This is a genomic window from Bradyrhizobium cytisi, assembly GCF_008123515.1.
GTDB classification, from domain to species: Bacteria; Pseudomonadota; Alphaproteobacteria; order Rhizobiales; family Xanthobacteraceae; genus Bradyrhizobium; species Bradyrhizobium cytisi.
The window spans coordinates 24,290-48,198 of sequence record NZ_VSSR01000042.1 but is presented as its reverse complement, the minus strand read 5'-3'; the positions used below and the strand labels follow the sequence as shown (position 1 = coordinate 48,198).

Below are 23,909 nucleotides of genomic sequence, written 5' to 3'. Positions count from 1 at the left end.
GTCGTGCGAGGGGCTAGATGATCGGCCCTTCGCGGATGTCGGTTGTGCGCGCCATCAGCCTGAGATCTCCGCTTGCAGGGCCTTCGCATAGAGCTGGCTGGCTTCGTCGAGGTTGCGCTTCATCGCCTTGAGCGACGCGCGGCGGCGAACCTCTTCGATGTAATCGACGTTCCGGCCCTCACCGAGGGTGAGCAGCACCTGGCGGCCAATGTCGTGCTCTTTCAGGCAGAGCAGCTTGGCCAGGATCTCGGCATTCTCGGCCCGCGCGCCACAGAGCAGCTTTTCGCAGGCGTTGACCTGCTCATCGAGCAAAAACGCCAGCGTTTTCGCGGCGGTACCGGCCGGCAGCAAGCTCTTCACTTTTTGCATGACTGGGGAAATCTGATTCCCGGCGCGGAAGCTCTCCTTCCGGATCTGGAAGGCGGCCAATTTGGCGTTTTTCGCCCCTTTGCGCATGCTGCGGCTCATCGGGCTTCTCCAGCCAGCTGTGAGGTTTTAGCGTGCATCAGCGTGAGACATTCGTAGGTCAGCCACTCGACATTAAGGACCGCACCCTCGGCCACGATCGCCGGCCACAGGCCGACCGAGATGCTCTCGCGCCGCTTCATCTCCGAAGCCGTCGACGGATTCTTCAGGCCGAAGGTGCGCGCGAAGGCGGCCGGACCGCCGAACACGGCGAACACGTCGGAGACCGTCTTGTCTGACGGGGCATTTCCCGAACCTGTGCTGCGCGAATCAGCGTGTGCCATGACGCCGAATTACATGATTCATGTTGATGAGGTCAACATGACTTGTGTCAACACGATTTGTGATTATGGCCCCATGGAGACCATGGGTGAGCGCCTGCGCGCGGCGCGGAAAAAGGCCGGATATGGCTCGGCAATGGCGGCTGCGAAGAAATTTCGCTGGCCGACGTCGACCTATGCCGCGCACGAAAACGGGCAGAATGAATTTTCTGTGGATGTCGCCGAGAGGTACGCCAGGGCATTCAAGGTCACGGCCAGCTGGCTGCTGACCGAGGAGGGATCGCAGGCGCGCCGCAACGTCGTGATCGTCGAGGGCCTGGTCGGCGCCGGCGGCGTGGTCGACACCAGCGCCGAAAACACCGGGCCCGATGGGATCGAGGAGATCGAGGTGCCCTACCAGCTGCCGGACAACGCCGCAGCCTATCGGGTGGCGGGCGATTCCATGTTCCCGCGCTACGACGACGGCGATATCATCATCGTGGTCAAGCGCGAGCAGCCGCCGTTCGAGCTGCTCAACTTCGAGACGCTGGTGACGACGTCGGACGGCAGCCGCTATCTGAAGCGGATCGTGGCCGGCGCCCGCAAAGGCCAGTTCGACCTCGAGAGCTTCAACGCCCCGCCGATGCGCAATGTGAAGATCCAGAGCGCCACCGAAGTGCATTCGGTCGTGCGCCGCGGCAAGTGGAGGAGCCTTGATGCTGCCGGCAAGCGACGGCTGATGCAGCGCGCGCTGAAGGAGAAGGCCTGATGCTTGCGGTGATCCTAGTGATCGCGATCGGCGGCGGGATCGTCTTTGCGGCGGCCCGGATCGTGCTGGGCTGGGTCTTGCCCGTGCCCGCCATGCAGGCGATCGACCGGACGACAAGCCGCGCCTTCACGCTGTTTTTCAAGCTGGTCGTAGTCGGCCTCGGCGCCGGCATCCTCTATCTGGTTTGGATGGTCAGCCACACTCAAACATAATTCGTGTTGACATCTTTCGTGTAGATATCGATATTCCCTCCCGCTTCGCAACGGGAGACGGACATGCCGCGACAGCCTGCCCAAGACATTTCCAAAGCCGACATTTCAGAGAGCGATTTCAAGTACCAGCTGAAGCTGCACAGCCTCGCTTACCTGCCGAACATCCGTCGATTCCTCGATCTGATGCATCCCAAGGCTGGGCGGCACATCCTGCCCGTGATGGACGCGACCGGCCGGCGCATGATGCGCAACGCCTCGATCCACTCCTGCCTCGCCGCGCGCAGCGCCTACGAAGCCGAGCTCGCGCTCAAGGCCCGTGCCGAGCAGAACAAGGCCGACCTCGCCGAGCGACTGGCGCCGGCCGCCATCGCGCCCTGCCGCGCCGATCTCGACGGTCCCGCGGCCGTCAACCAGCTCGCCGACGACTTCGTCCTGCAGACCACGCGCTCCGATGGCGTCGTCTATGTTGACCTCATTCGCATGGGTTGGACCGGAGCGCAGCTGAAGCAGCACACCGACGCCGCGCGCATCGTCGCGCAGCGGCGGCAGGAGAAGCAGATGGCTGAGGTGGTGGCATGACCTTGCTTCGCCCCGCGAGCTTCGCTAGCCGCGGCCCTGCCAATGGCAGGGATATCGTTGTCGCCATGGCTGCACATCTGCGCAAGGTCGGCATTCCCGAGACCGAGCGCGAGGCGATTCGCCTGCTCGCCGCCGGCGGCTTCCGCTACGGCGACGTGGCCGTGCTCGCCGAGGACGCGCTGCTGGAAGCGCGGCAGAGCGCTGTCTCCGACGCCATGACCGGAACTCCGCCGCTCCTGCTTCCGGCCAAGGCCTCGCAAGCCCCTCCGTCGGAAACAGTCCTGGCCGCCCCGGGATCTGCAGGGAGCAGCGGCCTTTTATCCATGCTTGCGCTCGAGGCGCCGCTCAGCTGGCGCGCCCCGGACACCGGCGCATGACCGAGAAGCGCTGCCTGACCAAGGATGAGGCTGCAGCCTATTGCGGCTGTAACACGCTGGCAGCGTTCGACAGTTGGCTCCAAAAGGGAATCGTCCCCAAGGCCATCCCGGGCACCAACCGATGGGACCGGAAAGCCCTCGACGCGGCTCTGGACCGCGCCTCCGGCCTTGTGACAGACTACGCCGCCGAGCTGACCCCCTACCAGCGCTGGAAGGCCGAGAATGCGCGGAAGACCCAAGCCGCCTGACAAGCCGCTGAAGCTGAAGGGCATCCATCGCGTCAAGAAGCGGCAGAAGGATGGATCGATCAAGGTCCACCTCTATCATCGCGCGACAGGCCTGCCGCTCGATGAAGCGAGGCTCGCGGAGAGCTACGCTGATGCCGAGAAGAAGATGCGCACCAGGGGCGAAGACACCATGGTGCAGCTCATCCGGCACTTCGACCAGTCCGCTTATTTCGACGGCCTCAGCGAAGAGCACCGGAAGCAGTATGTCTGGAAGCTGAAGCGGATCGAAGCGCGTTGGGGCAGCTGCCCCGCCGCCACGTTCAACGACGCCGATGATGCGCTGGAGTTTCGCAAGGACGCCCTCGCCTGGCACAACGAGCTCGGCAAGGGCTCGCCGCGATCAGCCGACAATCTGGTGGCGGCGCTGGCGCGCGTGCTGTCCTACGCGAAGGAAAAGGCCGTCATCAAGTTCAATCCGCTCGACACCTTCGCGCGGCTCTACAAGAGCAACCGGTCGGAGCTCACCTGGCCGGAGGAGCTGCAGCAGCAGTTCATCCGCACGGCGCGGCCCGCCATGGCGACGGCGATGATCATGGTCCGCAACACCGCGATGCGCGCCAGCGACGTGCGCAAGTTTCCCTGGACACGCTATGACGGGCAGCGCGTGCAGATCCGCTCGACCAAGACCGGCAAGCTGCTCTGGATCCCGGCGACGCGCGAGCTGAAGGCGCATCTCGACGCGCTCAAGGAAACGAAGGCCGGCGCGCTGGTGATGCTGACGCCGACGGGCAAGGCCTACACCAAGCGGTATTTCAACGAGCACTGGCGCGAGGACTGCGACAAGGTCGACGACATCAACGGAAAGGCAAACGCCGCCAGCGCCGAATGCGTCAAAACCTCCGACCTCAATTTCCATGACAACCGTGGCACGGCCGCGACGCTACTGGCCGAGGCAGGCGCGACCGCGCCCGAGATAGCCGAGGCGCTATGTTGGAGCGTCGACAAGGCGCAGAAGGTGATTGACCTCTATCTTGCACGGCGCGGCGTGCTGGCGGCGAATGCGATCAAGAAGCTAGAGGACCATCGGGACAAGTCTCAAGCGAGCAGATCCACAACAAACGTGAATTATCGTACGACGAGTTAGTCATGCGCGCTCTATGCTAGAGAGCGAGCAACAACTTAAGTCATTGATTTGCTTATCGTTCGAATGGTGTCAGTCACAGTCCTTGACTGATTAGCCTACTCGCGATCCGCCCTGCGCGAAGATTTCGCAGATCCAGCAACCACTTAGCCGTATAGTGTGCGTCCGGAAATGCCATCAGCGCTCTTTCGCCATAGAGCGCGCATGCAACCGCATTTTGCTAAGTCTTTGAAAGGATACGCGTTCGCGTTTTTTTGATTTGGGGCAGTTGTGCGCGGGCCGAGCGATGCGATCAATCAACGCGACCACCTCACGGCTTCAGATTGGAAACGCAATGCGGCATCCCCAACGACTCGACATTAAATTTCTTGGTACTCAAATTCGCGCCGAAGGCATTTTAGGCATTCTTGGCACCATCGTGATTGTTGCCGTTGTTCTCTCGGCCTACCTGCGCGGTTGATAATTCTGATGCCGGATACAGTGGGCGGATTGATCGAAAGCTATCGTACTGACCCTCAGTCGTCGTTTCGAAAATTGAGTCATGGAGTGCGCGTTAAGCACGAGAGGTTACTTGCGCGGATCACAAAAGAACACGGGCATCGCTCACTCAAACAAATTCGAGCTCGTAATCTGGTCGCTTGGCACGACGGCTGGCTTGGCAAGGGGAAAATCGCCACAGCGCATTCGCTCATCAGTCGCCTGCGGGTGGTGCTGCGGTTTGGAGCCACCATTCTCGAAAACAAGGACTGCCGTCGGTTAGCCGAGCTGATGACCGAAATGCGATTCGAAAGGCCTCTGCCTCGTAGGAAAACGCTATCGTCGGAACAGGCGAGGCAAATTAGAGCAAAGGCGCGCGAGTGGTTCGGCTGGTATTCACTAGCTCTCGCCCAAGCGCTTCAATTTGAGCTCCGCCTAAATCAAAGGGCGGTCATAGGCGAGTGGGTCCCCATCAACGAAGCCGAGCACTCTAGCGTGAGACGTGAGACTGAGGGCAGAGAGGAGAAATGGGTAAAGGGTCTGCGGTGGTCCGATTTGGATGAAAGGTTCATTCTGCGGCACGTCGGCAGCAAGCGAGCGCCAGAGGTTCAATTTGACATCAAGAACGCAACGATGGTCATGGAGGAGCTAGCGATCTGTGCCCGAGTTTCTGTCGAGCAACTCACTCGAGATCATCTCCCTCATGATGGGCCGATCGTCATAAACGACGTAACTGGATTGCCCTGGTCAACGGCGGAGTTTCGCCGGAAATGGCGCCTTGTCGCCAATCAGGCGGGGATCCCAAAGCACGTCATGAACATGGATAGTGGGAAGTCCTTCTCCAAGCTCGAATGAAGGCACGGTGAGAACGTCGCCCGAACAAAACTGTAAACCAAATGTAAACGGGCGATCGGCCGTGAACCGACCGCCTTAAAACTAATTTGATTTCATTGAGAAAAATGGTCGGAGCGAGAGGATTTGAACCTCCGACCCCTAGTCTCCCAGACTAGTGCGCTAACCGGGCTGCGCCACGCTCCGAACGTCGTTCCATTAGCTAGGATCGCTGCTTTGCGCAAGGCGAGCCAAACCATTTTGGTGTCTTCGCCCAAAGCCCCCGGAACCGACCGCAAAGAGGACGGAAACCGCCTCAGCCGTCCTTCAGCGCCTGATCGAGCATCTCCCGGCAGGCAACGAGGTCGGCGAGCACCCGTCCGAGCCGCTCGCGATCCAGCGCACTGGGGCCGGCGGGCCCGGCGGGGGTGCCGCCTTTGCGGAAGGTGGTGAGGATGTCCTCGTCGTCGACCTCCGCGAAGCGGAAGTCGATGCCCTCCTCTTCGTCGCCCTGGTAGTCGTTTTCGTCGGCTTCAGTGACGCCTTTGATGGGCGCCTCGTCGTCCGGCTCCACCAGGCTTGCCCCGATGGCGTCCTCGATCGCCCCGAACGAGACCGCGGCCGAGCCGTCGGCCAGGCCCTGCACCGATTTGACGCCGTGCTCTTTCAGGATCCGCTGCACCCCGCGGATGGTGTAGCCCTCGCCGTAGAGCAGACGGCGGATGCCCTTGAGCAGATCGACGTCGTCCGGGCGGTAATAGCGGCGACCGCCGCTGCGCTTCATCGGCTTGATCTGGGAGAATCGCGTCTCCCAGAACCGCAGCACGTGCTGCGGAATGTCGAGTTCCTGCGCTACTTCGCTGATGGTTCGGAACGCATCCGGCGCCTTGTCCAAATGCCAAATCCTTCGCGCGGGGCGGCTTACGCCTCGGGTTGAGCCTTGCTGGCGTCGCCATTGGTGCGGTGCTGGGCGTTGATCCGCTGTTTCAGGATCGCCGATGGCTTGAACACCATCACCCGGCGCGGCGAGATCGGCACCTCGGTGCCGGTCTTCGGGTTGCGGCCGATGCGCTGGCCCTTCTTGCGGACCATGAAGGAGCCGAACGAGGACAATTTCACCGTCTCGCCCTTCTCAAGGCAGTCGGTGATCTCCTTCAGCACGAGTTCCACGAAGGCGGACGATTCCGTGCGCGACAGTCCCACCTTCTGGTAGACGGCCTCACAGAGATCAACACGCGTTACGGTTTTACTTGTATCGGTCATCGCCCTGCCCCACATCACGGCGAACAATTGTCGTCTGAAATTATGAGCTTACGTTACAGCGGTCAACACCGCTCATCAATGCAGACGCATCGATAATCGCGGCCAATTCCGGCAAAATTTTATCGAATGTGGCTTTACCAGCGCACCAGCGCGGAGCCCCAGGTGAAGCCGCCGCCCATCGCCTCCATGAGAATCATGTCGCCGCGCTTGATGCGGCCGTCCTTGCGCGCCACCGACAGCGCCAGCGGGATCGAGGCGGCGGAGGTGTTGCCGTGACGGTCCACCGTCAGCACCACCTTCTCCGGCGCGATATGGAGCTTGTGGGCGGAGGCGTCGATGATTCGCTTGTTGGCCTGGTGCGGCACGAACCAGTCGATGCTGTCGGCATTGAGCCCGGTCGCCTCGAAGGCATCGACGATGACGTCGGTGATCATGCCGACCGCATGCTTGAAGACCTCGCGGCCTTCCATGCGCAAATGGCCCACCGTCTGTGTCGAGGATGGCCCGCCGTCGACGAACAGCTTTGCCTTGTGGCGGCCATCGGAGCGCAGATGCGTGGTTACCACGCCGCGGTCGGTTGCAGCCTTGCCCGGCTGCTCCTGCGCCTCCAGCACGACCGCGCCGGCGCCGTCGCCGAACAGCACGCAGGTGCCGCGGTCGTTCCAGTCGAGGATGCGCGAGAAGGTCTCGGCACCGATGACCAAGGCGCGCTTGAAGGCGCCAGAGCGCAGAAAATTATCGGCAGTCGCAAGCGCGAACAGGAAGCCCGAGCACACCGCCTGGAGGTCGAAGGCCGCGCCGTGATTGATGCCGAGCGCGTGCTGCACAGCAACCGCAGTCGCAGGGAACGTGTTGTCCGGCGTCGAGGTCGCGAGCACGATCAGGTCAATCGACTGCGCGCCCAGCCCCGCATCGGCGAGCGCGGCCTGCGCCGCCTTGATCGCGAGGTGCGAGGTGAACTCGCCATCGGCGGCGATGTGGCGCTCGCGGATGCCGGTCCGCTGCACGATCCACTCGTCGGACGTGTCGATGCGCGTCGCCAATTGGGCGTTGGTCATCACCTGCTCCGGCAGATAGGAGCCGCAGCCGAGCACGACCGAACGAATCTTGGTCACGAAACATCCTCCGGCGCGGTTGGCGCGGAACCGAGCGCGCCTCCATCGCGGTTAAGCATCTGATTGATCTTGTTCAGAAGATCGAATTTGGCCATGTCATATCCAACATCGATCGCATAGGCAAAGCCTTCGGCGTTGATCCCGCCATGGCTCTTGACCACGAGCCCGTTCAACCCGAGCAGCACGCCACCGTTCGACTTGTTCGGGTCCATCTTGTCGCGCAGGGCCTGGAAGGCATTGCGGGCAAAGAGATAACCGAGCCTGGAGAGCCAGCTCCGCTGAATCTCGTTCCGAAGCAAGTCCGCCATCTGGCGCGCGGTTCCTTCGGCGGCCTTGAGCGCGATGTTGCCGCTATAGCCCTCGGTCACGATCACATCGGCCAGCCCCTTGCCGATACCGTCGCCCTCGACGAAGCCAATGTAATCGAGTTCCGGCAGGTTCATCGCGCGCAGGGTTTCACCGGCCTCACGGATCTCCTCGTGCCCCTTGATCTCCTCGGTCCCGATGTTGAGCAGGCCGACCGTCGGGCGCTTCTTGCCGAACACCACGCTCGCCATCGCCGCGCCCATCACCGCGAGCGCCACCAGATGGCGCGCATCGCCGCCGATCGTGGCGCCGAGATCGAGCACGACGGACGAGCCGCGCATGGTCGGCCACACTGCGGTGATCGCGGGGCGGTCGATGCCAGGCAGCGTGCGTAGATGGAAGCGCGCCATCGCCATCAGCGCGCCGGTATTACCGGCGGAAACGGCAACATCCGCCTCCCCCTTCTTCACCGCGTCGATGGCAAGCCACATCGAGGAGGTCTTGCGGCCGCGGCGCAGTGCCTGGCTCGGCTTGTCCTCGCCGCTGACGGCAACGTCGGTATGAATGATCCGGGAAGCGGCCTTGAGCCTGGGGTGGCGGTCGAGCTCGGGCTCGATCCTGGCGCGGTCCCCGACCAGCAGGAACTCGGTCTCGGGATGCCTGCCGAGCGAGACGGCCGCGCCTGGAATGACGACAGGGGCGCCGACGTCGCCCCCCATGGCGTCAAGCGCAATACGAACCTTGCTTGGCATCAAAATCCCGGAAACCTGGTCTGGCGCGGTCGTCCGCCGCTAGCGGGACCGCGAAATGGGTTCGCCATGGACATGGCGACCGGCCAAGCGCCACGCCGCACCCGGACCAGCCGGGACAATAGCGTTTTGTTATCCCGAAACAACCTCTTGCCCCCAGCCTTTTGGATTAAGGGCGATCCGCTAGCGGATGCTCGAATTCACAAAAACAACTTAAATATCAAATAGCTGGAGTGAGCTTTCAAACCAGCGCCGCAAGCACCTCACACCCCCGTAGCACAGCGGTGCTACGGGGAATGCCCAGCTATTTGTCTTTCTTCTTGCCCCGCTTGTTCCCCTGGAGCGCCTCCAGCGCCGCGAACGGATGGTCCTTGGGGTCGAGTGCGGTGACCTCCGCCTCGAACACGGCCCCGGGCTTGCGGGGATAGGGATCGATCGCCAGGAACAGCGCGTCGGTCGCGATACGGCCGAGATCGATGATTCCGTTGACGATGGCCTCCGCCGGATTGGCGACCTCCGTCGGCTCCTCGCCGTCCTGCCCTTCCTCGATCAGGTCTTCCAACCGTCGCGTCTTGGCCTCTGGCGCAAAGGTCAGATCGATCTCCTCGTCGATCTCGCTCTCGATCGGATCGAGCGTGACCACGCAGGTCTGGCCGACCCGGGCACGAACACGGCCGGTGACCTGGAGCCGGCCGCCACTCTTCGGCACGACATCAAAGGTGGCCTGAGCCGACAGAATGTCGTGCACGCCCGCAAGACCCGCCATCGCCTGTCGCTCCGCGGCCGAGGCCTCCAGCTCACGGTGCAAGCCGGTGTCGGGAATGTGCGCAACGGTCACAGGCGCGCGCCAGGGGTCGGGCTCAGTTGCGGCTAAAGGTCGGCTCATAACGTTCCATCCTCGCGAGGCGGTGCGGGAAATTTGAAGGATCCGAGCAGTAGCGCGGGATCGTCGATCTGACCGAGACCCGCATTCGCGGCCTGTGCGTAACCGGCAAGCCGCTGCGCCTGATCCAGCCCGACGCCGTTCAAGATATTCTTGCAGATCGCCTGCGCCAGCCCCTCGGCGCCGGCGTCGATCGCCTGGTCGTAAGCCTGGACGCGGCCGTAAAAGGCCTCGCCGAAGGCCCGCATCCGCTTCGGGACGGTCTGGTCGCCTACGCCCATTTCGCGCAGATTGTCGTCCATGTCCTCGCAGAAGCGGTCGAACAGGGCCTGCGACAGCTCCACCCCGCCCTGCGCGGTCCTTAAGCGCCGCAGCAACAGCCAGAGGTGCAGCAGCAACAGGTCGAAACGGCCATTAACCGTATCCGGCACGCCCAAGTCCCGGTAAAATATGGGTTCTCGCGCCTGCGTCACGATCATGCCATAGATGGCCTCAATGGTGCCGGCCGGGGCTAGCCGGGGTTTCCTGAAGTGATTGAACGGCCAAAGCATTGTGGTTTCCGCAAGCGGGCGCGCGCGAGTTGCATTCAGAACCTCCGCCCGGTACTTCAGCGCCTCGCGCGACGCAAGGGGACGGAATCAGTTCCGCTATGACGATAACGAACCAGACCAGCCTGCGCGCAGACAAGCGGCGCGGCCTTTATGCACGCTGGCGCGGCTTGCGCATGCTTGCGGCCGTGGCTCTGGTCGGTGGCGCCCTCGCGGGATGCACCGGCGAGCAATTCCAGAAGGGCTACATCCTGCCGCCCGGCGCACTCGAGCAGATTCCGATCGGCGCGAGCCAGGACCAGGTGCTGATCGTGATGGGCACGCCCTCCACGGTCGCGACGCTGGACGGTGAAGTGTTTTACTACATCTCGCAGCGCTCGGAGCGCATGGTCGCCTTCATGAACCAGAAGGTGGTCGACCAGCGCGTGATCGCCGTCTATTTCGATAAGAACCGGCGCGTGCGCCGCCTTGCGAATTACGGCCTCCAGGACGGCAAGATCTTCGACTCCATCAGCCGAACCACGCCGACCTCGGGTCAGGAGATGAGCTACCTCGCGCCGCTGTTCAAGCTGCTCAGTTTTAACTGAGATCGTGAGCTGACATTTCGGCCTGCGGCGTCGTGCCGCTCTCCGCCCGCCGCCCAATGCGACTTGCCGTTGCACGCCGGGTTCCATACGCTCGCTGCAAAACAAGAAGCAGGGAGTGGATTCGTGCCCAACAAAGTTCTGTCTCGCCGCCGCGTGCTCGCCGGTGCCGCCGGTCTGTCGGCCGCAGCCATCCTGCCGCGGTCGAGTCTTGCGGACTGGAAGCCGACCGAGAACATCCGCGTCATCGTGCCGGCTGCAGCCGGCGGCTCGACTGACGTGATGGGGCGGCTGCTCGCGGCCCATCTCCAGTCCGCCTGGGGCCAGACCGCGGTGGTGGAGAATCGCTCGGGCGGCGGTGGCACGATCGGAACGGCCGAGGTCGTTCGATCCAAGGCCGACGGTCACACCATCCTGATCGGCAACCCCGGTCCGAACGCGATCGCCTACAGCATCTTCAAGAACCTCGGCTACAAGCCGGATCAGCTCCAACCGGTGTCCAACATGATCCGGATCCCGAACATCGTGTCGGCGCATCCGAAGACCGGCATCAAGTCGGTCGCCGAGCTGATTGCCTTTCTCAAGGCCAATCCGGACAAGCTCAGCTACGCCTCCTCCGGCGTCGGCCAGAGCCCTCACCTCACCGGCGCCTGGTTCCTCCAGCTCACCGGGCTGAAGATGACGCACATCCCGTTCCGTGGCGCCGGGCCTGCGCTTCAGGCCGCGCTTGCCGGCGACATTCAGATCCTGTTCGACAATCTCTATCCGAGCCTGCCGCAGGTTCAGAACGGCACGCTCAACGGCCTCTGCGTCACCACGACCGAGCGGAGTGATCTCGCACCGAACCTGCCGACCATGCGCGAGTGCGCGCCGGAGCTTGCGAATTTCGATGTGTCGTCATGGTTCTCGGTGTTTCTGCCGAAGGGCGTCCCGGCCCCCGTGCTCGAGGCGCTCAATCTGCAGGTCAAGGCGATGCTGGAGCGCGACGACATGAAGAAGCAGATCACCGCCATGGGCGCCCGCGCCGACTACGGCACGCCGCAGCAATTCGCGGATTTCGTGGACGCCGAGACGAAGAAGTTCGCCGGCATCATCCAGAAGGAAGGCCTGCAGATGGATGTGCAGTAGCCTTGCGCTGCCACCAGGAACAAAAACCCCGCGGTTCGCGCCGCGGGGTTTTGTCTTGTGTCGTCGCGGCTCAGTGCGCCAAAACCGCCAGCAGCAACAGCGCCACGATATTCGTGATCTTGATCATCGGGTTCACCGCCGGGCCCGCCGTGTCCTTGTAGGGATCGCCGACGGTGTCGCCGGTCACGGCGGCCTTGTGGGCATCAGAGCCCTTGCCGCCGAAATGACCGTCCTCGATATACTTCTTGGCGTTGTCCCAGGCGCCCCCGCCCGAGGTCATCGAGATCGCGACGAACAGGCCCGTCACGATCACGCCGAGCAGCATCGCGCCGACCGCCGAGAACGCCGCCGACTTGCCGGCGAAGCCGCCGCCCGCGATGGCGTAGATCAGGAAGTAGACGACGATCGGCGACAGCACCGGAAGCAGCGAGGGGATGATCATCTCCTTGATCGCCGCCTTGGTGAGCAGGTCGACCGCCTTGCCGTAGTCCGGCTTGTCGGTGCCCTGCATGATGCCCGGCTTCTCGCGGAACTGGCGACGCACCTCCTCGACGATCGCACTGGCCGCGCGGCCGACTGCGGTCATGCCCATCGCGCCGAACAGATACGGCAGCAGACCGCCGAACAACAGGCCCACCACCACGTACGGATTGTTGAGCGAGAAGTCCGGGTTGACGCCGGCGAAGTAGGCATGATGCGCGGAGTCGGCGATGAAGAACTTGAGGTCCTGGTTGTAGGCCGCGAACAGCACGAGGGCGCCGAGACCGGCGGAGCCGATCGCGTAGCCCTTGGTCACCGCCTTGGTGGTGTTGCCGACCGCGTCGAGCGCGTCGGTCGACTTGCGCACCTCCTTCGGCAAGCCCGCCATCTCGGCGATGCCGCCGGCGTTGTCCGTCACCGGGCCGAACGCGTCGAGCGCGACAACCATGCCGGCCAGCGCCAGCATGGTGGCGGTCGCGATCGCGATGCCAAACAGGCCGGCGAGGCTGTAGGTGACCAGGATGCCGGCGATGATGACGAGCGCGGGCAGCGCGGTCGCTTCCATCGAGATCGCAAGGCCCTGGATCACGTTGGTGCCATGGCCGGTCACCGACGCCGCCGCGATCGACTTCACCGGGCGATAGTCTGTGCCGGTGTAGTATTCGGTGATCCAGATGATCAACGCGGTGACGACGAGGCCGACGATTCCGCATTCGAACAGCGACATGCCGGTGTAGTCGACGCCGTCGAGCTTGCCGAAGCCGATCAGGTAGTAGATCACGCCGGCGATTCCGATCAGCGACAGGATGCCGGTTGCGATCAGGCCCTTGTAGAGCGCGCCCATGATCGACTGGCTCGGCCCGAGCTTGACGAAGAACGTGCCGATGATCGAGGTGATGATGCAGATGCCGCCGATGGCGAGCGGCAGCGTCATCATGTCGGAGAGGATCGGCGTCTTGGCGAAGAAGATCGCCGCGAGCACCATGGTTGCGACCGCGGTCACAGCATAGGTCTCGAACAAATCGGCGGCCATGCCGGCGCAGTCACCGACGTTGTCACCGACGTTGTCGGCGATCGTGGCCGGGTTGCGCGGATCGTCCTCGGGAATGCCCGCTTCGACCTTGCCGACGAGATCGCCGCCGACGTCCGCACCCTTGGTGAAGATGCCGCCGCCGAGACGGGCGAAGATCGAGATCAGGGACGCGCCGAACCCGAGCGCCACCAGGGCGTCGACCACGGTGCGGCTATCGGGCGCGAGCTTCAGCGAGTGGACCAGGAAGCCGAAATAGAGCGTCACGCCGAGCAGCGCGAGACCCGCCACCAGCATGCCGGTGATCGCACCCGCCTTGAAGGCGAGCTCGAGGCCGCCGGCGAGCGACGTCGTCGCGGCCTGGGCGGTGCGCACATTGGCGCGGACCGAGACGTTCATGCCGATGAAGCCGGCCGCCCCCGACAGGATGGCGCCGATCAAAAAGCCGATCGCGACATAGAGCCCAAGGAAATAGGCAAGCAGCACGAAGATGACGATGCCGACGATGCCGATCGTGGTGTACTGGCGCCGGAGATACGCTTGTGCGCCTTCACGCACAGCTCCCGCGATCTCCTGCATGCGCGGTGACCCCGCATCCGCACTCAACACCGAAGACGTCGCCCAAATCGCGTAGACGACGGAAAGCACTCCGCAGAGCACAATCAACCATAATGCTGTCATGTGATTTTTGCCTCAGATCCTTGATGTACGTACCCCCGGCGCCTTTTGTTTTTCCGTCAAGCGGTGCGGCGCCCTTATGTTGAACAGGGCCGCCCCTCGCAGAAGGTGTGGCCCTGGTCGGTCACAAGCTTGCCAAAATCAAATTGAGGGTGCAACGCCGGATGAGGCCGAAAAAGCCGATCTCGGCAAGTATTTAGACCTAATCCCGCGCGCCCGGCCGCCGGCCCGGCGCAATTGCTAGAAGTGGCTGTAGGACAGACGCTTCAAGGTCAACTCCTGGCCCTGCCCGTCCAGGAAACGCGGCCGCTCATGGCCCGCGACGATGGTGCCGATCGCGGTGACGGCCAGGCCCACCGCCCGCCCCGCTTCCATCAGCGCATCGCTCTGTTCCGACGATACCGTGCACAGCACCTCGTAATCGTCGCCCCCGGCAAGCAGCGTCTCAACGCAAATGGCGCTACGGGCAACCAGCCCTGCCGCCGCGGCCGAGAGCGGCACGCTCGCCACATTGACCGTGGCGGAGACGCCGGACGCCGCGCAGAGTTTCGTCAGGTCGCCGGCGAGCCCGTCGGACACGTCCATCGCCGCTGTCGCGTGGTCGCGCACCGACTGCGCCAGCACATTGCGCGGCTGAGGGATCCGATAGCGCGAGATCAGCGCGTCTCTCGCAGCTGGATCGGGTGCCAGCGCTGTGGCCACCGCGCCGCCGGTGAGCACGTCGAGACCGAGCGCGGCATCGCCGATCGTCCCCGTCACCAAAATAACGTCGCCCGGCCGTGCGCCGGTGCGGCCAACCATCCGCCCCCTCGGCACGCGGCCGAAGGCGGTGATCGAGATCATCTGCGGTCCCGGCGTCGACACCGTGTCGCCACCGAGCAGCGGGCAGGCGAAGCTCTCGGCGTCCTCGCCGAGCGCATCCGCAAACGGCCTGAGCCAGGCATCCTCCTTGCCGCGCAGCGCCAGAGTCAGCACGAAGCCGGCGGGCGCAGCCCCCTTGGCGGCAAGATCGGACAGGTTCACCCGCAGCGCCTTGCGCGCGATGGTATCGGGCGGATCGGTGGCAAGATAATGCACGCCCTCGACCACGGCATCGGTGGTGACGACGATGTCGTCGCCGGACGAGGACAGGATCGCGGCGTCATCGACCAGCCCGAACGCACCGGGATCGGTCGCCAGCGGCTTGAAGTAGCGCGCGATGAGGGAGTCTTCGGCGGAGGGATTGTGCGGAGTGGTCATCAGCGTCAACCCCACATACCGCTGTCATCGCCCGGCTTGACCGGGCGATCCAGTATTCCAGAGACGTTCGTATGAAATCGATAGGCCGCGGCGTACTGGATGCCCCGCCTTCGCGGGGCATGACACCGGAGTATGGGGCAGCAGCATCGCATCAGTTCACCGCCCTCCGCCTGATCCTACCCCCGCCCGAACTCATCACCGCGAAACTGGCGGCCGATCTGGTCGAGCACGGCGTTGACCATGCCGGTCTCCTCGCGGTCGACGAAGGCATTGGCGACGTCGACATATTCGGAGACCACGACACGGCCCGGCACGTCCTTGCGGTGCTGGAGCTCATAGGCCCCTGCCCGCAACACCGCGCGCAGGATCGCCTCGATCCGCTTCAGCGGCCAACCCTTCGATAATGCCTCGTCGATCAGAGGGTCGAGCTTCTTCTGGTCGCGCACGACACCGGAGACGACGTCGCGGAAGAATGCGGCTTCCGCCGGCAGGTAAGTATCGCCCTCGACCTCGTTGCCGAGCCAGTGGCTCTCGAACTCCGCAAAGATGTCGTTGATGCCGGCGCCGGCGATGTCCATCTGGTACAGCGCCTGGACGGCCGCGAGCCGTGCCGCACCGCGCCGGTTCGCTTTCTTCTCCGTAAGCCCCGCCGGCTTCCTGGTGTCAGCCATGGCTCAGGCCCGCGCCAGGCGGCGCTTGATGCGGAGCATCGCGATCGCCGCGCGAGCGGCATCGCCGCCCTTGTTGAGCTCGCTGGCGCGCGCCCGCGCCCAGGCTTGGTCCTCATTGTTGACGGTGAGAATGCCGTTGCCGAGCGGCAGCTTTCGCACCACCGCAAGATCCATTAGCGCGCGCGAGGATTCCTGCGAGACGATCTCGAAATGGATGGTATCGCCGCGGATGACGCAGCCGAGCGCGACCACCGCGTCGTAGGGCTTGCCGTTCGCCGCAGCCGCGTCGACCGCGATCGCCACTGCCGCCGGGATCTCCAGCGCACCGGGAACCGTGATGACGTCGTGCGTCAGGCCTGCCGTCTTCAGTTCGGCCACCGCGCCGTCCAGAAGCGCGTCCTGGAGATCGTCATAGAACCGCGCCTCGACAATCAGCGCACGTGCGCCGGAAATGTCGGTCTGGTCCTTCAGGGGTGCGCGCCGCGCGTCTGCCATCGTCTCAATCCGTTTACTGGGGTCGGCGCTATGTAGTCGCCGCAGGCGGGTAAGCCAAGTTTTAAACCGTCATTTCCGTCAGGCGCGCCGCATAGCGGGCCATCAAATCAACCTCGATATTGACCTCAGTGCCCGCCTTCCAGCCGCCGATCGTCGTGACATCAAGCGTATGCGGGATAATCAGCACGGAAAAGGTCACGTCCTTCACCGTATTGACCGTCAGCGAGACGCCGTCGAGCGTGATCGAGCCCTTGGTGGCGATGAAGCGCGCCAGCTCCCGCGTGGTGGAGAGTTCGAACCGTGCCATCTCGGGTAGGTCCTCGCGGCTGACGATGGTTGCGATGCCGTCGGCATGGCCGGCGACGATGTGGCCGCCGAGCTCGTCGCCGATCTTGAGCGCACGCTCGAGATTGAGCCGCGTGCCGAGCTTCCAGTGCTTCGCGGTCGTCAGCGCCAGCGTCTCGGCGGCGGCATCGACGTCGAACCAGGTTTTGCCTTCAGCGACGCCTGAGGCGACGACGGTGAGGCAGACGCCGTTGCAGGCGATCGAGGCGCCGTCGGCGATGGTGGTCCGATCGTAGCTGCAGGCGATGCGCAGCCGGTGCAGCTGGCCCTGCGCCACGGGCTTGAAGCTGACGATCTCGCCGATATCGGTGACAATGCCGGTGAACATGTTAGGCGCGCTCGTAGATGGTGAGAGTATCGTGACCGAATGTCTCGCTAGCATGAACCTTGTAGGCCTGCGACTGCGTGATTTTCGACAGGGGCAATGCATCGAGCGCATCGACCCCGCCAGCGCCGACCTCTTCCGCTCCGCGGAACAGCCAGATCTCGTCGACGAGGTCGGCGGACACGAACGATGCCGCAACGCGGCTGCCGCCCTCGACCATCAGCCGCGTGATGCCCTTCTCGGCGAGCGCATGCAGAACGGCCGGAAGGTCGAGCCCGGCTCCTCTACCCGGCGGTACGCGGATCACCCGCGTGCCGGCAGCGCCAAGGCGTGTCGCCGCGGCGGCTTCGGCGAGTTCGGAGCTGACGACCCAGAGCGGCGTCTCGCGCGCGGAATGAACAAGCTGGCCCGCGGCCGAAATGCGCAAATTCTGGTCGAGCACGACACGCACGGGAGAACGCGCTTCCATGCCCGGGAGGCGGCAATTGAGCTGCGGATCGTCCGCCAGCACCGTGCCGATGCCGACCAGGATGGCATCGCACGAGGCGCGCAACAGATGCACGCGGTTGCGCACAGCTTCGCCCGTAATCGCGATCGGCTTGCCGCCGGCAGCGCCGATCTTGCCGTCAGGTGAAACCGCGAGCTTCAGGATCACATGGGGACGCTTGTCGCGGATGCGGCGGAAATGACCGGCGTGGTCGAACGCGGCCTCCGCGGCGCACGGGCCGACATCCACGGTGATGCCGGCCGCGCGCAAGCGCGCATGGCCCTGCCCCGCCACTTCCGGATTGGGATCCTCAATCGCCGCCACCACGCGTTTGATGCCGGCTGCGATCACCGCGTCTGCGCAAGGCGGCGACTTGCCGAAATGTGAGCATGGCTCGAGTGTGACATAAAGCGTGGCGCCGCGCGCCCCCTCGCCGGCCCGTCGTAACGCCTCAGGCTCGGCATGTGGCCGTCCGCCGGGCTGCGTCCAGCCACGGCCGACGATAACACCGTCCCTGACGATCACGGCGCCGACGGCTGGATTGGGCCAGGTCCGCCCCTGCCCGCGCCGGCCCAACGACAGCGCAAGCTGCATGAAGCGGCGATCGGCGTCCTTGGTCTCGCGGATCTTCTCGGCGAACTGATCCTCCAGGATACGGAAGATCATTTGCGGATCGCGGCGAGCCGCGCTTCCTCCTCGCCGGAGAGCTCGCCGAGCACGTCGGCGAAATCCTTGGCCTCGCGGAAATTGCGGTAGACGGAGGCGAAGCGCACATAGGCGACGTCGTCGAGCGTACGCAGATGCTCCATCACGGTCTCGCCGATCACCTCGGAGGAGATTTCGGCCTCGCCGCCGGTCTCGAGCTCGCGCACGATGGTGGAGACCATCTTCTCCACCCGCTCCGGCTCGACCTGCCGCTTGCGCAAGCTGATCGACACCGAACGCATCAGCTTGTCGCGGTCGAACGGCACGCGGCGGCCGTTGCGCTTGATCACCGTGAGCTCGCGCAGCTGCACGCGCTCGAAGGTGGTGAAGCGAAAATTGCAGGGGACGCACACGCGCCGCCTGCGGATGACGGAGGAATCCTCGGTCGGACGCGAGTCCTTTACCTGCGTATCGAGACTGTTGCAGTTCGGGCAGCGCATCCGTGTACCTTGACCAGTTTACTTGGACCTTATTGATAGATCGGGAACCGGTCGGTGAGCGCCTTGACCCGTTCCTTGATCGCGGCCTCGACCAGCGGCGCCTTGCCGTCGTCGGACTGCGCGATCGCGTTGAGGACCTCGGCGATCATGCCGCCAACCTGCTGGAATTCGGCGACGCCGAAGCCGCGGGTCGTCGCCGCGGGCGTGCCGAGACGCAGGCCCGAGGTGACGAACGGCTTTTCGGGGTCGAACGGAATGCCGTTCTTGTTGCAGGTGATGGCGGCGCGGACCAGCGCCTTCTCCGAGACGTTGCCCTTCAGGCCCTTCGGCCTGAGGTCAACCAGCATCAGATGGTTATCGGTGCCGCCGGAGACAATATCGAAGCCATGGCTCTTCAGCGTCTCGGCCAGCGCCTTGGCGTTCTCGACGACGTTCTTCGCGTAGACCTTGAAGTCCGGACGCAGCGCCTCGCCGAAGGCAACCGCCTTGGCCGCGATCACATGCATCAGCGGGCCGCCCTGCAGGCCGGGGAAGATCGCCGAGTTGAGCTTCTTGGCGAGCACCTCGTCATTGCTGAGGATCAGGCCGCCGCGCGGACCGCGCAGCGACTTGTGCGTCGTGGTTGTGGTGACATGGGCATGCGGCACGGGCGAGGCATGCACGCCGCCGGCAACGAGGCCAGCGAAGTGCGCCATGTCGACCAGCAGATACGCGCCGACCGAGTCCGCGATCTCGCGGAAACGCTTGAAGTCCCAGGCGCGCGAATAGGCCGAGCCGCCGGCGACGATCAACTTCGGCTTGACCTCTTCAGCCTGCCTGGCGACCGCGTCCATATCGATGACCTGGTCCTCGCGGCGCACGGTGTAGTGCGCGGCCTTGAACCACTTGCCGCTCATGTTGACGGGCGAGCCGTGGGTGAGATGGCCGCCGGCCGCGAGGTCGAGGCCCATGAAGGTGTCGCCGGGCTGGAGCAGCGCCAGGAACACCGCCTGGTTCATCTGGCTGCCCGAGTTCGGCTGCACGTTGGCGAAGTTGGCACCGAACAGCTTCTTGGCGCGATCGATCGCGAGGTTCTCGGCGACGTCAACCCACTCACAACCGCCGTAGTAGCGCGCGCCCGGATAACCCTCTGCGTACTTGTTGGTCATCACCGAGCCCTGCGCTTCCAGCACGGCCCGGCTGACGATGTTCTCGGAGGCGATCAGCTCGACTTCATGGCGCTGCCGGCCGAGCTCGCCCTTGATGGCGGCGGCGATTTCCGGGTCGGCCTGCTCGAGCGAGGCGGTGAAAAACGAATCGGGCGCGGAGGCGGTTTTGGCGAAGGTCATCTTGCGAATATCTCCACCGCCGCAGCCTTTTGGCGGGCTGCGGGCGGGTCTGGTGTGGTGATCGGAAGCGGCGAGCGCGATCTACCACATCGCCCGCCCCCGGCCAAGTAGTTGCGGGTCGGGCCTGACATTTATGCAAGATATGGTGGGGATCGAAGGATTTGGAGCGTGGACGGCTCTCCGGAACCGCACCGATCCGATCATCCCAGAAGAGCCCGATTCGGACCCAAAATGGCGTGCTGGCGCCTGCCAGATTTCGCCCTACAACCCGGTATACCCCGCCTTCACGGGGTCCACGCTGCCGTCGAGCTGGCGCAGATAGGTCAGGCCGCACACCGTCAACCTGTGGGGGTCCGTCTCGCCGGCTTCCATCAAGGTGTTGAGGTAGTTGGTCACCTTGGCCCGCGCCTCTGCGCTCGCCGCGGACGTGCGGTTGGCGAGCAGGTCATAGGTCTGCATGATGCGGTCGATGGCGGCTTCCATGGCACCCCTCTGGTTCGCTGGGATTTCGGGAGTTTTGATCAGGCGGCTCGGGCGCCGGACTGCGCCTCGAACCTGACAATGGCCTTGTTGGCCAGCCTGATCTTGTTGAATTCACCCTGCTGGAGCAGCTTGATGATGATCTCGAGCAGGCGCTCATTGGTGACGAGCGTGTCGGGGATCGCACCGGAGCGGCGAAGGTAATTCGCGGCGATCGCGTAGGAATCGCTCACGAGCTCGACGTTCGTAGCCTGCAACCCGCGTTCGACCAGCATCACATCCTCCGATCCGGAGAAATAACCGGAAGGCAGGGAACTGGTTCCGCCGGACTGTCGATTTTTTCGCAACCGCGAGACGACAAAACGCGCCGGTCCGGGCAGAAGCCGGGCCAGCGCGCTAGGGGGAAGTCCAGGCACGTTCGGCAGACGCTTTCGGGAAGGCTTGCCGGTCTTGTTATGGGCCGGCTTGGCCAAATCCCTTCGAAAGCTCAGAGCCGATACAGGATCTGGTCGGTCCAGAACCGCTCGAGGCGGTGCAGCGACTTGTTGAGGGTCGAGAACTCCTCGCCCGAGATGCCGCCGACCTGTTCAACGGTCTTGACGTGCTTCTGGTAGAGTGAGTCGACGATGCGGCGGATTTCCTGGCCCTGCGGCGTCAGGCGGATGCGCACCGAGCGGCGATCGACGCGCGAGCGCTGATGGTCGAGGAAGCCGAGCTCGACGAGCTTCTTCAGATTGTAGGAGACGTTGGAGCCGAGATAGTAACCGCGCGTGCGCAGTTCGCCCGCGGTCAGCTCCTTGTCGCCGATGTTATAGAGCAGGAGCGCCTGCACGGAATTGATGTCGGCGCGGCCACGACGATCGAACTCGTCCTTGATCACGTCGAGGAGACGGCGATGCAACCGCTCCACCAGAGTCAATGCTTCCAGATAGAGCGACTGCACCGAACCCTGCGGGCCCGAAACGCGCTCTGCGGTATCTGCCGCAGTTGCGACGGCTTTCATCATGACACTTCCCCTGTTGTCGTTTTTATCGACACTCATTCGACGAAACTTGTGTCCCGTCTGATAGGTGCAACTTAAGGGGGGCGTTTGAAGATCGGCTTAAATAAGAGAATAAAGAGATCATGAATTTAAGACAGTGAATTGCGGATTAAGCCTGTACCACAAGGGCTTTTCGCAACCCTCTGTTGACCGTCGCAAGGTCCTGTTCACCCTCCGTCCGCACGTTCTGTCGCATTCCAGAACAGCCCCGCCCCGTTTCGAAACGCACGCTTAGGAGCTGTGGCGGATATCGCGAGGTCAATGAAAAGTTACCTCGAATTTTACGCAAGGAGTGGTCAACCAAGTAGCGACAACTTCGCTCGTGTCCCGGACGAGCGCAGCGAAGATCCGGGACCAAGAAGCCGGAGCAGAGGTTGTGGAGACATGGGCCCCGGCTCTGCAACGCATCACGCCGCACGTGCGGCGCGCTGCGTCGCGTCCGGGGCACGAGAGTTTGCCTGCTATGGCGGCCGCTCGCGCGCTGCCATCCAGGCGAGCGCGAGATAGGCGGCGAGCATGAAGGCCTCGACGCCGACCACGACCAGGCTGCCGCCATAGATGCCGGGGAACATCAGCTCGATCACCGCCATCGAGACCACGGTCGTGAGCCACACCACCGCGCCCCAGGGCGTGGCGAGCCAGAGGCCGACGGCGGCGACGAGCTCGATCACGGCGAAGTAGATGGTCGAGGCCTGCCAAGCCATCGACTGGTTCTCGAACGCCTCGTCCTCGCCGCCGACGAAACCCGTCACCTGCGCCCAGTGATAGAGGCCCTTCAGGATCGACAGCAGCGCCATCACCCGCAGGAACAGCACCAGCCGGCGCGTCCAGACATTATCATCGGACTCGGGCCGCTCCGACGAGATCGCCGCAACCGACATCGCGCTGTCGCGGGCGCTGTCTCTGACGGCGTCCCTGGCATTGGCGCTGTCGCGGGCCGCATCGCGGGTGGAGATCTCGGACATGGCCCCCTTCTGGCTGTTTCGCCCCGCAAAATCAATCGGCAGCGCGGCTCAGTTCGATTCTGCCTTGCGGCAGGTCAAGCCGCGGTGACGGGAACCACGCGAGCTGGTATAAGAATAATTCCAGCCGGAGGAAGAGTGATGGCGATCAAATACGGACGTCCGATCGAACTGCGCGAGGTCGCGCGCGGGACTGGTGCAGTGGTGCCCCATGCCCTCGATCTGACCGTCCGCCCGCGCCGCAACCGCAAGGCCGAATGGGCCCGGCGCATGGTGCGCGAGAACGTGCTCACCACCGACGACCTGATCTGGCCGCTGTTTTTGATCGACGGCAACAACAAGCGCGAGCAGATTGCCTCGATGCCCGGTGTCGAGCGTCTCAGCGTCGATCAGGCCGTGGTCGAGGCCGAGCGCGCCATGAAGCTGACGATCCCTTGCCTTGCACTATTTCCCTACACCGACCCGTCCTTGCGCGACGAGGAAGGCTCGGAAGCGACCAACCCGAACAATCTGGTCTGCCAGGCGGTGCGCGCGATCAAGAAGGAGTTTCCCGATCTCGGCATCCTCTGCGATGTCGCGCTCGATCCCTTCACCAGCCACGGCCATGACGGCCTGATCGCCGACGGCAAGATTTTGAACGACGAGACGGTCGCGGTGCTGGTGCGTCAGGCGCTGGTGCAGGCCGAAGCCGGCTGCGACATCATTGCCCCCTCGGACATGATGGACGGCCGCGTCGCGGCGATCCGCGAGGCACTCGACCGCACCGGTCTGCTCGACGTGCAGATCATGGCCTATGCGGCCAAATACGCCTCCGCCTTCTACGGCCCGTTCCGCGACGCGATCGGCTCGGCCAAGACGCTGACCGGCGACAAGCGCACCTACCAGATGGACAGCGCCAACACCGACGAAGCGCTGCGCGAGGTCGAGCTCGACATCTCGGAAGGCGCCGACATGGTGATGGTGAAGCCGGGCATGCCCTATCTGGACGTGCTCCGCCGCGTGAAGGACACGTTTGCGATGCCGACCTTCGCCTACCAAGTCTCCGGCGAATACGCGATGATCGCAGCCGCCGCCAACAATGGCTGGCTCGATGGCGACCGCGCGATGATGGAGAGCCTCTTGGCCTTCAAGCGCGCCGGCGCGGACGGCGTGCTCAGCTATTTTGCGCCGAAGGCGGCAGAGAAGCTGCGGAGCCAAGGATAAGCTCTCGTAGCCGGTGGGCGTATCTCCCGCGTCGTCGTGACGCCTCCCCCGCCCCCGAATCGCCGGAATATTTCGGCTTGTTAAC

General features: G+C 63.9%; 31 protein-coding genes and 1 tRNA gene. 11 read left to right on the top strand and 21 right to left on the bottom strand.

The window, feature by feature from the left end:
• Positions 1 to 54: 54 nt before the first annotated feature.
• Both FXB38_RS24620 and FXB38_RS43015 read right to left on the bottom strand, forming a co-directional pair.
• Positions 55 to 468 carry a hypothetical protein gene (locus FXB38_RS24620; protein WP_148753538.1) on the bottom strand — a complete coding sequence of 138 codons (414 nt, stop codon included), beginning with the start codon at positions 466 to 468 and terminating at the stop codon, positions 55 to 57.
• A complete protein-coding gene (locus FXB38_RS43015; protein ID WP_187435121.1) occupies positions 465 to 749 on the bottom strand; it encodes a hypothetical protein in 285 nt (94 codons plus the stop codon). Before FXB38_RS43015 ends, FXB38_RS24620 begins: the two co-directional genes overlap by 4 nt.
• 82 nt (positions 750 to 831) lie before the next feature.
• On the opposite strand from FXB38_RS43015, the gene FXB38_RS24615 reads away from it, so the two are divergent.
• From FXB38_RS24615 to FXB38_RS24585, 8 genes are all read left to right on the top strand, one after another.
• A complete protein-coding gene (locus FXB38_RS24615; RefSeq protein WP_246230098.1) occupies positions 832 to 1,494 on the top strand; it encodes an XRE family transcriptional regulator in 663 nt (220 codons plus the stop codon).
• A complete protein-coding gene (locus tag FXB38_RS24610; protein WP_148753536.1) occupies positions 1,494 to 1,706 on the top strand; it encodes a hypothetical protein in 213 nt (70 codons plus the stop codon). Before FXB38_RS24615 ends, FXB38_RS24610 begins: the two co-directional genes overlap by 1 nt.
• Before the next feature lie 63 nt (positions 1,707 to 1,769).
• A complete protein-coding gene (locus FXB38_RS24605; protein ID WP_148753535.1) occupies positions 1,770 to 2,285 on the top strand; it encodes a phospholipase in 516 nt (171 codons plus the stop codon).
• The gene (locus FXB38_RS24600) at positions 2,282 to 2,662 is read left to right on the top strand and encodes a hypothetical protein (RefSeq protein WP_148753534.1); all 381 of its coding nucleotides are present in this window, start codon (positions 2,282 to 2,284) and stop codon (positions 2,660 to 2,662) included. The genes FXB38_RS24605 and FXB38_RS24600 overlap by 4 nt, the downstream gene beginning before the upstream one ends.
• The gene (locus FXB38_RS24595) at positions 2,659 to 2,910 is read left to right on the top strand and encodes a hypothetical protein (protein ID WP_148753533.1); all 252 of its coding nucleotides are present in this window, start codon (positions 2,659 to 2,661) and stop codon (positions 2,908 to 2,910) included. Before FXB38_RS24600 ends, FXB38_RS24595 begins: the two co-directional genes overlap by 4 nt.
• Positions 2,885 to 4,033 carry a tyrosine-type recombinase/integrase gene (locus FXB38_RS24590; protein WP_148753532.1) on the top strand — a complete coding sequence of 383 codons (1,149 nt, stop codon included), beginning with the start codon at positions 2,885 to 2,887 and terminating at the stop codon, positions 4,031 to 4,033. Before FXB38_RS24595 ends, FXB38_RS24590 begins: the two co-directional genes overlap by 26 nt.
• Before the next feature lie 331 nt (positions 4,034 to 4,364).
• Positions 4,365 to 4,490 (top strand): hypothetical protein, encoded by a 126-nt coding sequence (locus tag FXB38_RS44645; RefSeq protein WP_283812762.1) that lies wholly within the window; start codon positions 4,365 to 4,367, stop codon positions 4,488 to 4,490.
• An 8-nt stretch (positions 4,491 to 4,498) separates the two neighbouring features.
• A complete protein-coding gene (locus FXB38_RS24585) occupies positions 4,499 to 5,362 on the top strand; it encodes a hypothetical protein (RefSeq protein ID WP_246230096.1) in 864 nt (287 codons plus the stop codon).
• 105 nt (positions 5,363 to 5,467) lie between these two features.
• Here the strand turns inward: FXB38_RS24585 and FXB38_RS24580 are convergent.
• The 7 genes from FXB38_RS24580 to FXB38_RS24550 form a co-directional block, all read right to left on the bottom strand.
• A tRNA-Pro gene (locus FXB38_RS24580) sits at positions 5,468 to 5,545 on the bottom strand.
• Positions 5,546 to 5,654: 109 nt separating this feature from the next.
• Complete coding sequence (locus FXB38_RS24575; RefSeq protein ID WP_148753531.1) at positions 5,655 to 6,233, bottom strand: MerR family transcriptional regulator; 579 nt, start codon at positions 6,231 to 6,233, stop codon at positions 5,655 to 5,657.
• A 26-nt stretch (positions 6,234 to 6,259) separates the two neighbouring features.
• Positions 6,260 to 6,601 (bottom strand): integration host factor subunit alpha, encoded by a 342-nt coding sequence (locus FXB38_RS24570; RefSeq protein ID WP_177243187.1) that lies wholly within the window; start codon positions 6,599 to 6,601, stop codon positions 6,260 to 6,262.
• Positions 6,602 to 6,735: 134 nt separating this feature from the next.
• Positions 6,736 to 7,716, bottom strand: coding sequence for a beta-ketoacyl-ACP synthase III (locus FXB38_RS24565; RefSeq protein ID WP_148753530.1), 981 nt, complete (start codon positions 7,714 to 7,716; stop codon positions 6,736 to 6,738).
• Complete coding sequence (plsX, locus tag FXB38_RS24560; protein ID WP_148753529.1) at positions 7,713 to 8,774, bottom strand: phosphate acyltransferase PlsX; 1,062 nt, start codon at positions 8,772 to 8,774, stop codon at positions 7,713 to 7,715. The genes FXB38_RS24565 and plsX overlap by 4 nt, the downstream gene beginning before the upstream one ends.
• 301 nt (positions 8,775 to 9,075) lie before the next feature.
• The gene (locus FXB38_RS24555; protein ID WP_148753528.1) at positions 9,076 to 9,657 is read right to left on the bottom strand and encodes a YceD family protein; all 582 of its coding nucleotides are present in this window, start codon (positions 9,655 to 9,657) and stop codon (positions 9,076 to 9,078) included.
• Positions 9,654 to 10,205: a ubiquinol-cytochrome C chaperone family protein gene (locus FXB38_RS24550; protein ID WP_148753527.1), complete on the bottom strand. Its 552-nt coding sequence runs from the start codon at positions 10,203 to 10,205 to the stop codon at positions 9,654 to 9,656. Before FXB38_RS24550 ends, FXB38_RS24555 begins: the two co-directional genes overlap by 4 nt.
• A gap of 98 nt (positions 10,206 to 10,303) precedes the next feature.
• On the opposite strand from FXB38_RS24550, the gene FXB38_RS24545 reads away from it, so the two are divergent.
• Together FXB38_RS24545 and FXB38_RS24540 are read left to right on the top strand one after the other, a co-directional pair.
• Positions 10,304 to 10,789 carry an outer membrane protein assembly factor BamE gene (locus FXB38_RS24545; protein ID WP_027529962.1) on the top strand — a complete coding sequence of 162 codons (486 nt, stop codon included), beginning with the start codon at positions 10,304 to 10,306 and terminating at the stop codon, positions 10,787 to 10,789.
• 123 nt (positions 10,790 to 10,912) lie between these two features.
• A complete protein-coding gene (locus tag FXB38_RS24540) occupies positions 10,913 to 11,914 on the top strand; it encodes a Bug family tripartite tricarboxylate transporter substrate binding protein (protein ID WP_148753525.1) in 1,002 nt (333 codons plus the stop codon).
• Between the two features lie 70 nt (positions 11,915 to 11,984).
• On the opposite strand, the gene FXB38_RS24535 is transcribed toward FXB38_RS24540, so the two are convergent.
• The 12 genes from FXB38_RS24535 to FXB38_RS24480 form a co-directional block, all read right to left on the bottom strand.
• The gene (locus FXB38_RS24535; protein WP_148753524.1) at positions 11,985 to 14,105 is read right to left on the bottom strand and encodes a sodium-translocating pyrophosphatase; all 2,121 of its coding nucleotides are present in this window, start codon (positions 14,103 to 14,105) and stop codon (positions 11,985 to 11,987) included.
• Positions 14,106 to 14,342: 237 nt separating this feature from the next.
• Complete coding sequence (thiL, locus tag FXB38_RS24530; protein ID WP_148753523.1) at positions 14,343 to 15,341, bottom strand: thiamine-phosphate kinase; 999 nt, start codon at positions 15,339 to 15,341, stop codon at positions 14,343 to 14,345.
• Positions 15,342 to 15,517: 176 nt separating this feature from the next.
• Positions 15,518 to 16,012, bottom strand: coding sequence for a transcription antitermination factor NusB (gene nusB / locus FXB38_RS24525; protein ID WP_148753522.1), 495 nt, complete (start codon positions 16,010 to 16,012; stop codon positions 15,518 to 15,520).
• Positions 16,013 to 16,015: 3 nt separating this feature from the next.
• Positions 16,016 to 16,507 (bottom strand): 6,7-dimethyl-8-ribityllumazine synthase, encoded by a 492-nt coding sequence (ribH, locus tag FXB38_RS24520; protein ID WP_148753521.1) that lies wholly within the window; start codon positions 16,505 to 16,507, stop codon positions 16,016 to 16,018.
• A 61-nt stretch (positions 16,508 to 16,568) separates the two neighbouring features.
• Positions 16,569 to 17,180 (bottom strand): riboflavin synthase, encoded by a 612-nt coding sequence (locus FXB38_RS24515; protein ID WP_148753520.1) that lies wholly within the window; start codon positions 17,178 to 17,180, stop codon positions 16,569 to 16,571.
• Between the two features lies 1 nt (position 17,181).
• Positions 17,182 to 18,330 (bottom strand): bifunctional diaminohydroxyphosphoribosylaminopyrimidine deaminase/5-amino-6-(5-phosphoribosylamino)uracil reductase RibD, encoded by a 1,149-nt coding sequence (gene ribD, locus FXB38_RS24510; protein WP_148753519.1) that lies wholly within the window; start codon positions 18,328 to 18,330, stop codon positions 17,182 to 17,184.
• Positions 18,327 to 18,809, bottom strand: a complete 483-nt coding sequence (gene nrdR, locus FXB38_RS24505; RefSeq protein ID WP_148753518.1) for a transcriptional regulator NrdR — start codon at positions 18,807 to 18,809, stop codon at positions 18,327 to 18,329. Before nrdR ends, ribD begins: the two co-directional genes overlap by 4 nt.
• A gap of 29 nt (positions 18,810 to 18,838) precedes the next feature.
• Entirely contained in the window at positions 18,839 to 20,137 is a 1,299-nt protein-coding gene (glyA, locus tag FXB38_RS24500) for a serine hydroxymethyltransferase (protein ID WP_148753517.1), read from the bottom strand.
• Between the two features lie 261 nt (positions 20,138 to 20,398).
• Positions 20,399 to 20,620 carry a hypothetical protein gene (locus tag FXB38_RS24495; protein WP_148753516.1) on the bottom strand — a complete coding sequence of 74 codons (222 nt, stop codon included), beginning with the start codon at positions 20,618 to 20,620 and terminating at the stop codon, positions 20,399 to 20,401.
• Between the two features lie 38 nt (positions 20,621 to 20,658).
• Complete coding sequence (locus tag FXB38_RS24490; RefSeq protein ID WP_148753837.1) at positions 20,659 to 20,892, bottom strand: hypothetical protein; 234 nt, start codon at positions 20,890 to 20,892, stop codon at positions 20,659 to 20,661.
• A 212-nt stretch (positions 20,893 to 21,104) separates the two neighbouring features.
• A complete protein-coding gene (ldtR, locus tag FXB38_RS24485; RefSeq protein ID WP_148753515.1) occupies positions 21,105 to 21,623 on the bottom strand; it encodes a transcriptional regulator LdtR in 519 nt (172 codons plus the stop codon).
• Positions 21,624 to 22,120: 497 nt separating this feature from the next.
• A complete protein-coding gene (locus FXB38_RS24480) occupies positions 22,121 to 22,624 on the bottom strand; it encodes a DUF6163 family protein (protein WP_148753514.1) in 504 nt (167 codons plus the stop codon).
• Between the two features lie 138 nt (positions 22,625 to 22,762).
• On the opposite strand from FXB38_RS24480, the gene hemB reads away from it, so the two are divergent.
• Positions 22,763 to 23,824: a porphobilinogen synthase gene (gene hemB / locus FXB38_RS24475; protein ID WP_148753513.1), complete on the top strand. Its 1,062-nt coding sequence runs from the start codon at positions 22,763 to 22,765 to the stop codon at positions 23,822 to 23,824.
• The last annotated feature ends 85 nt before the right edge of the window (positions 23,825 to 23,909 follow it).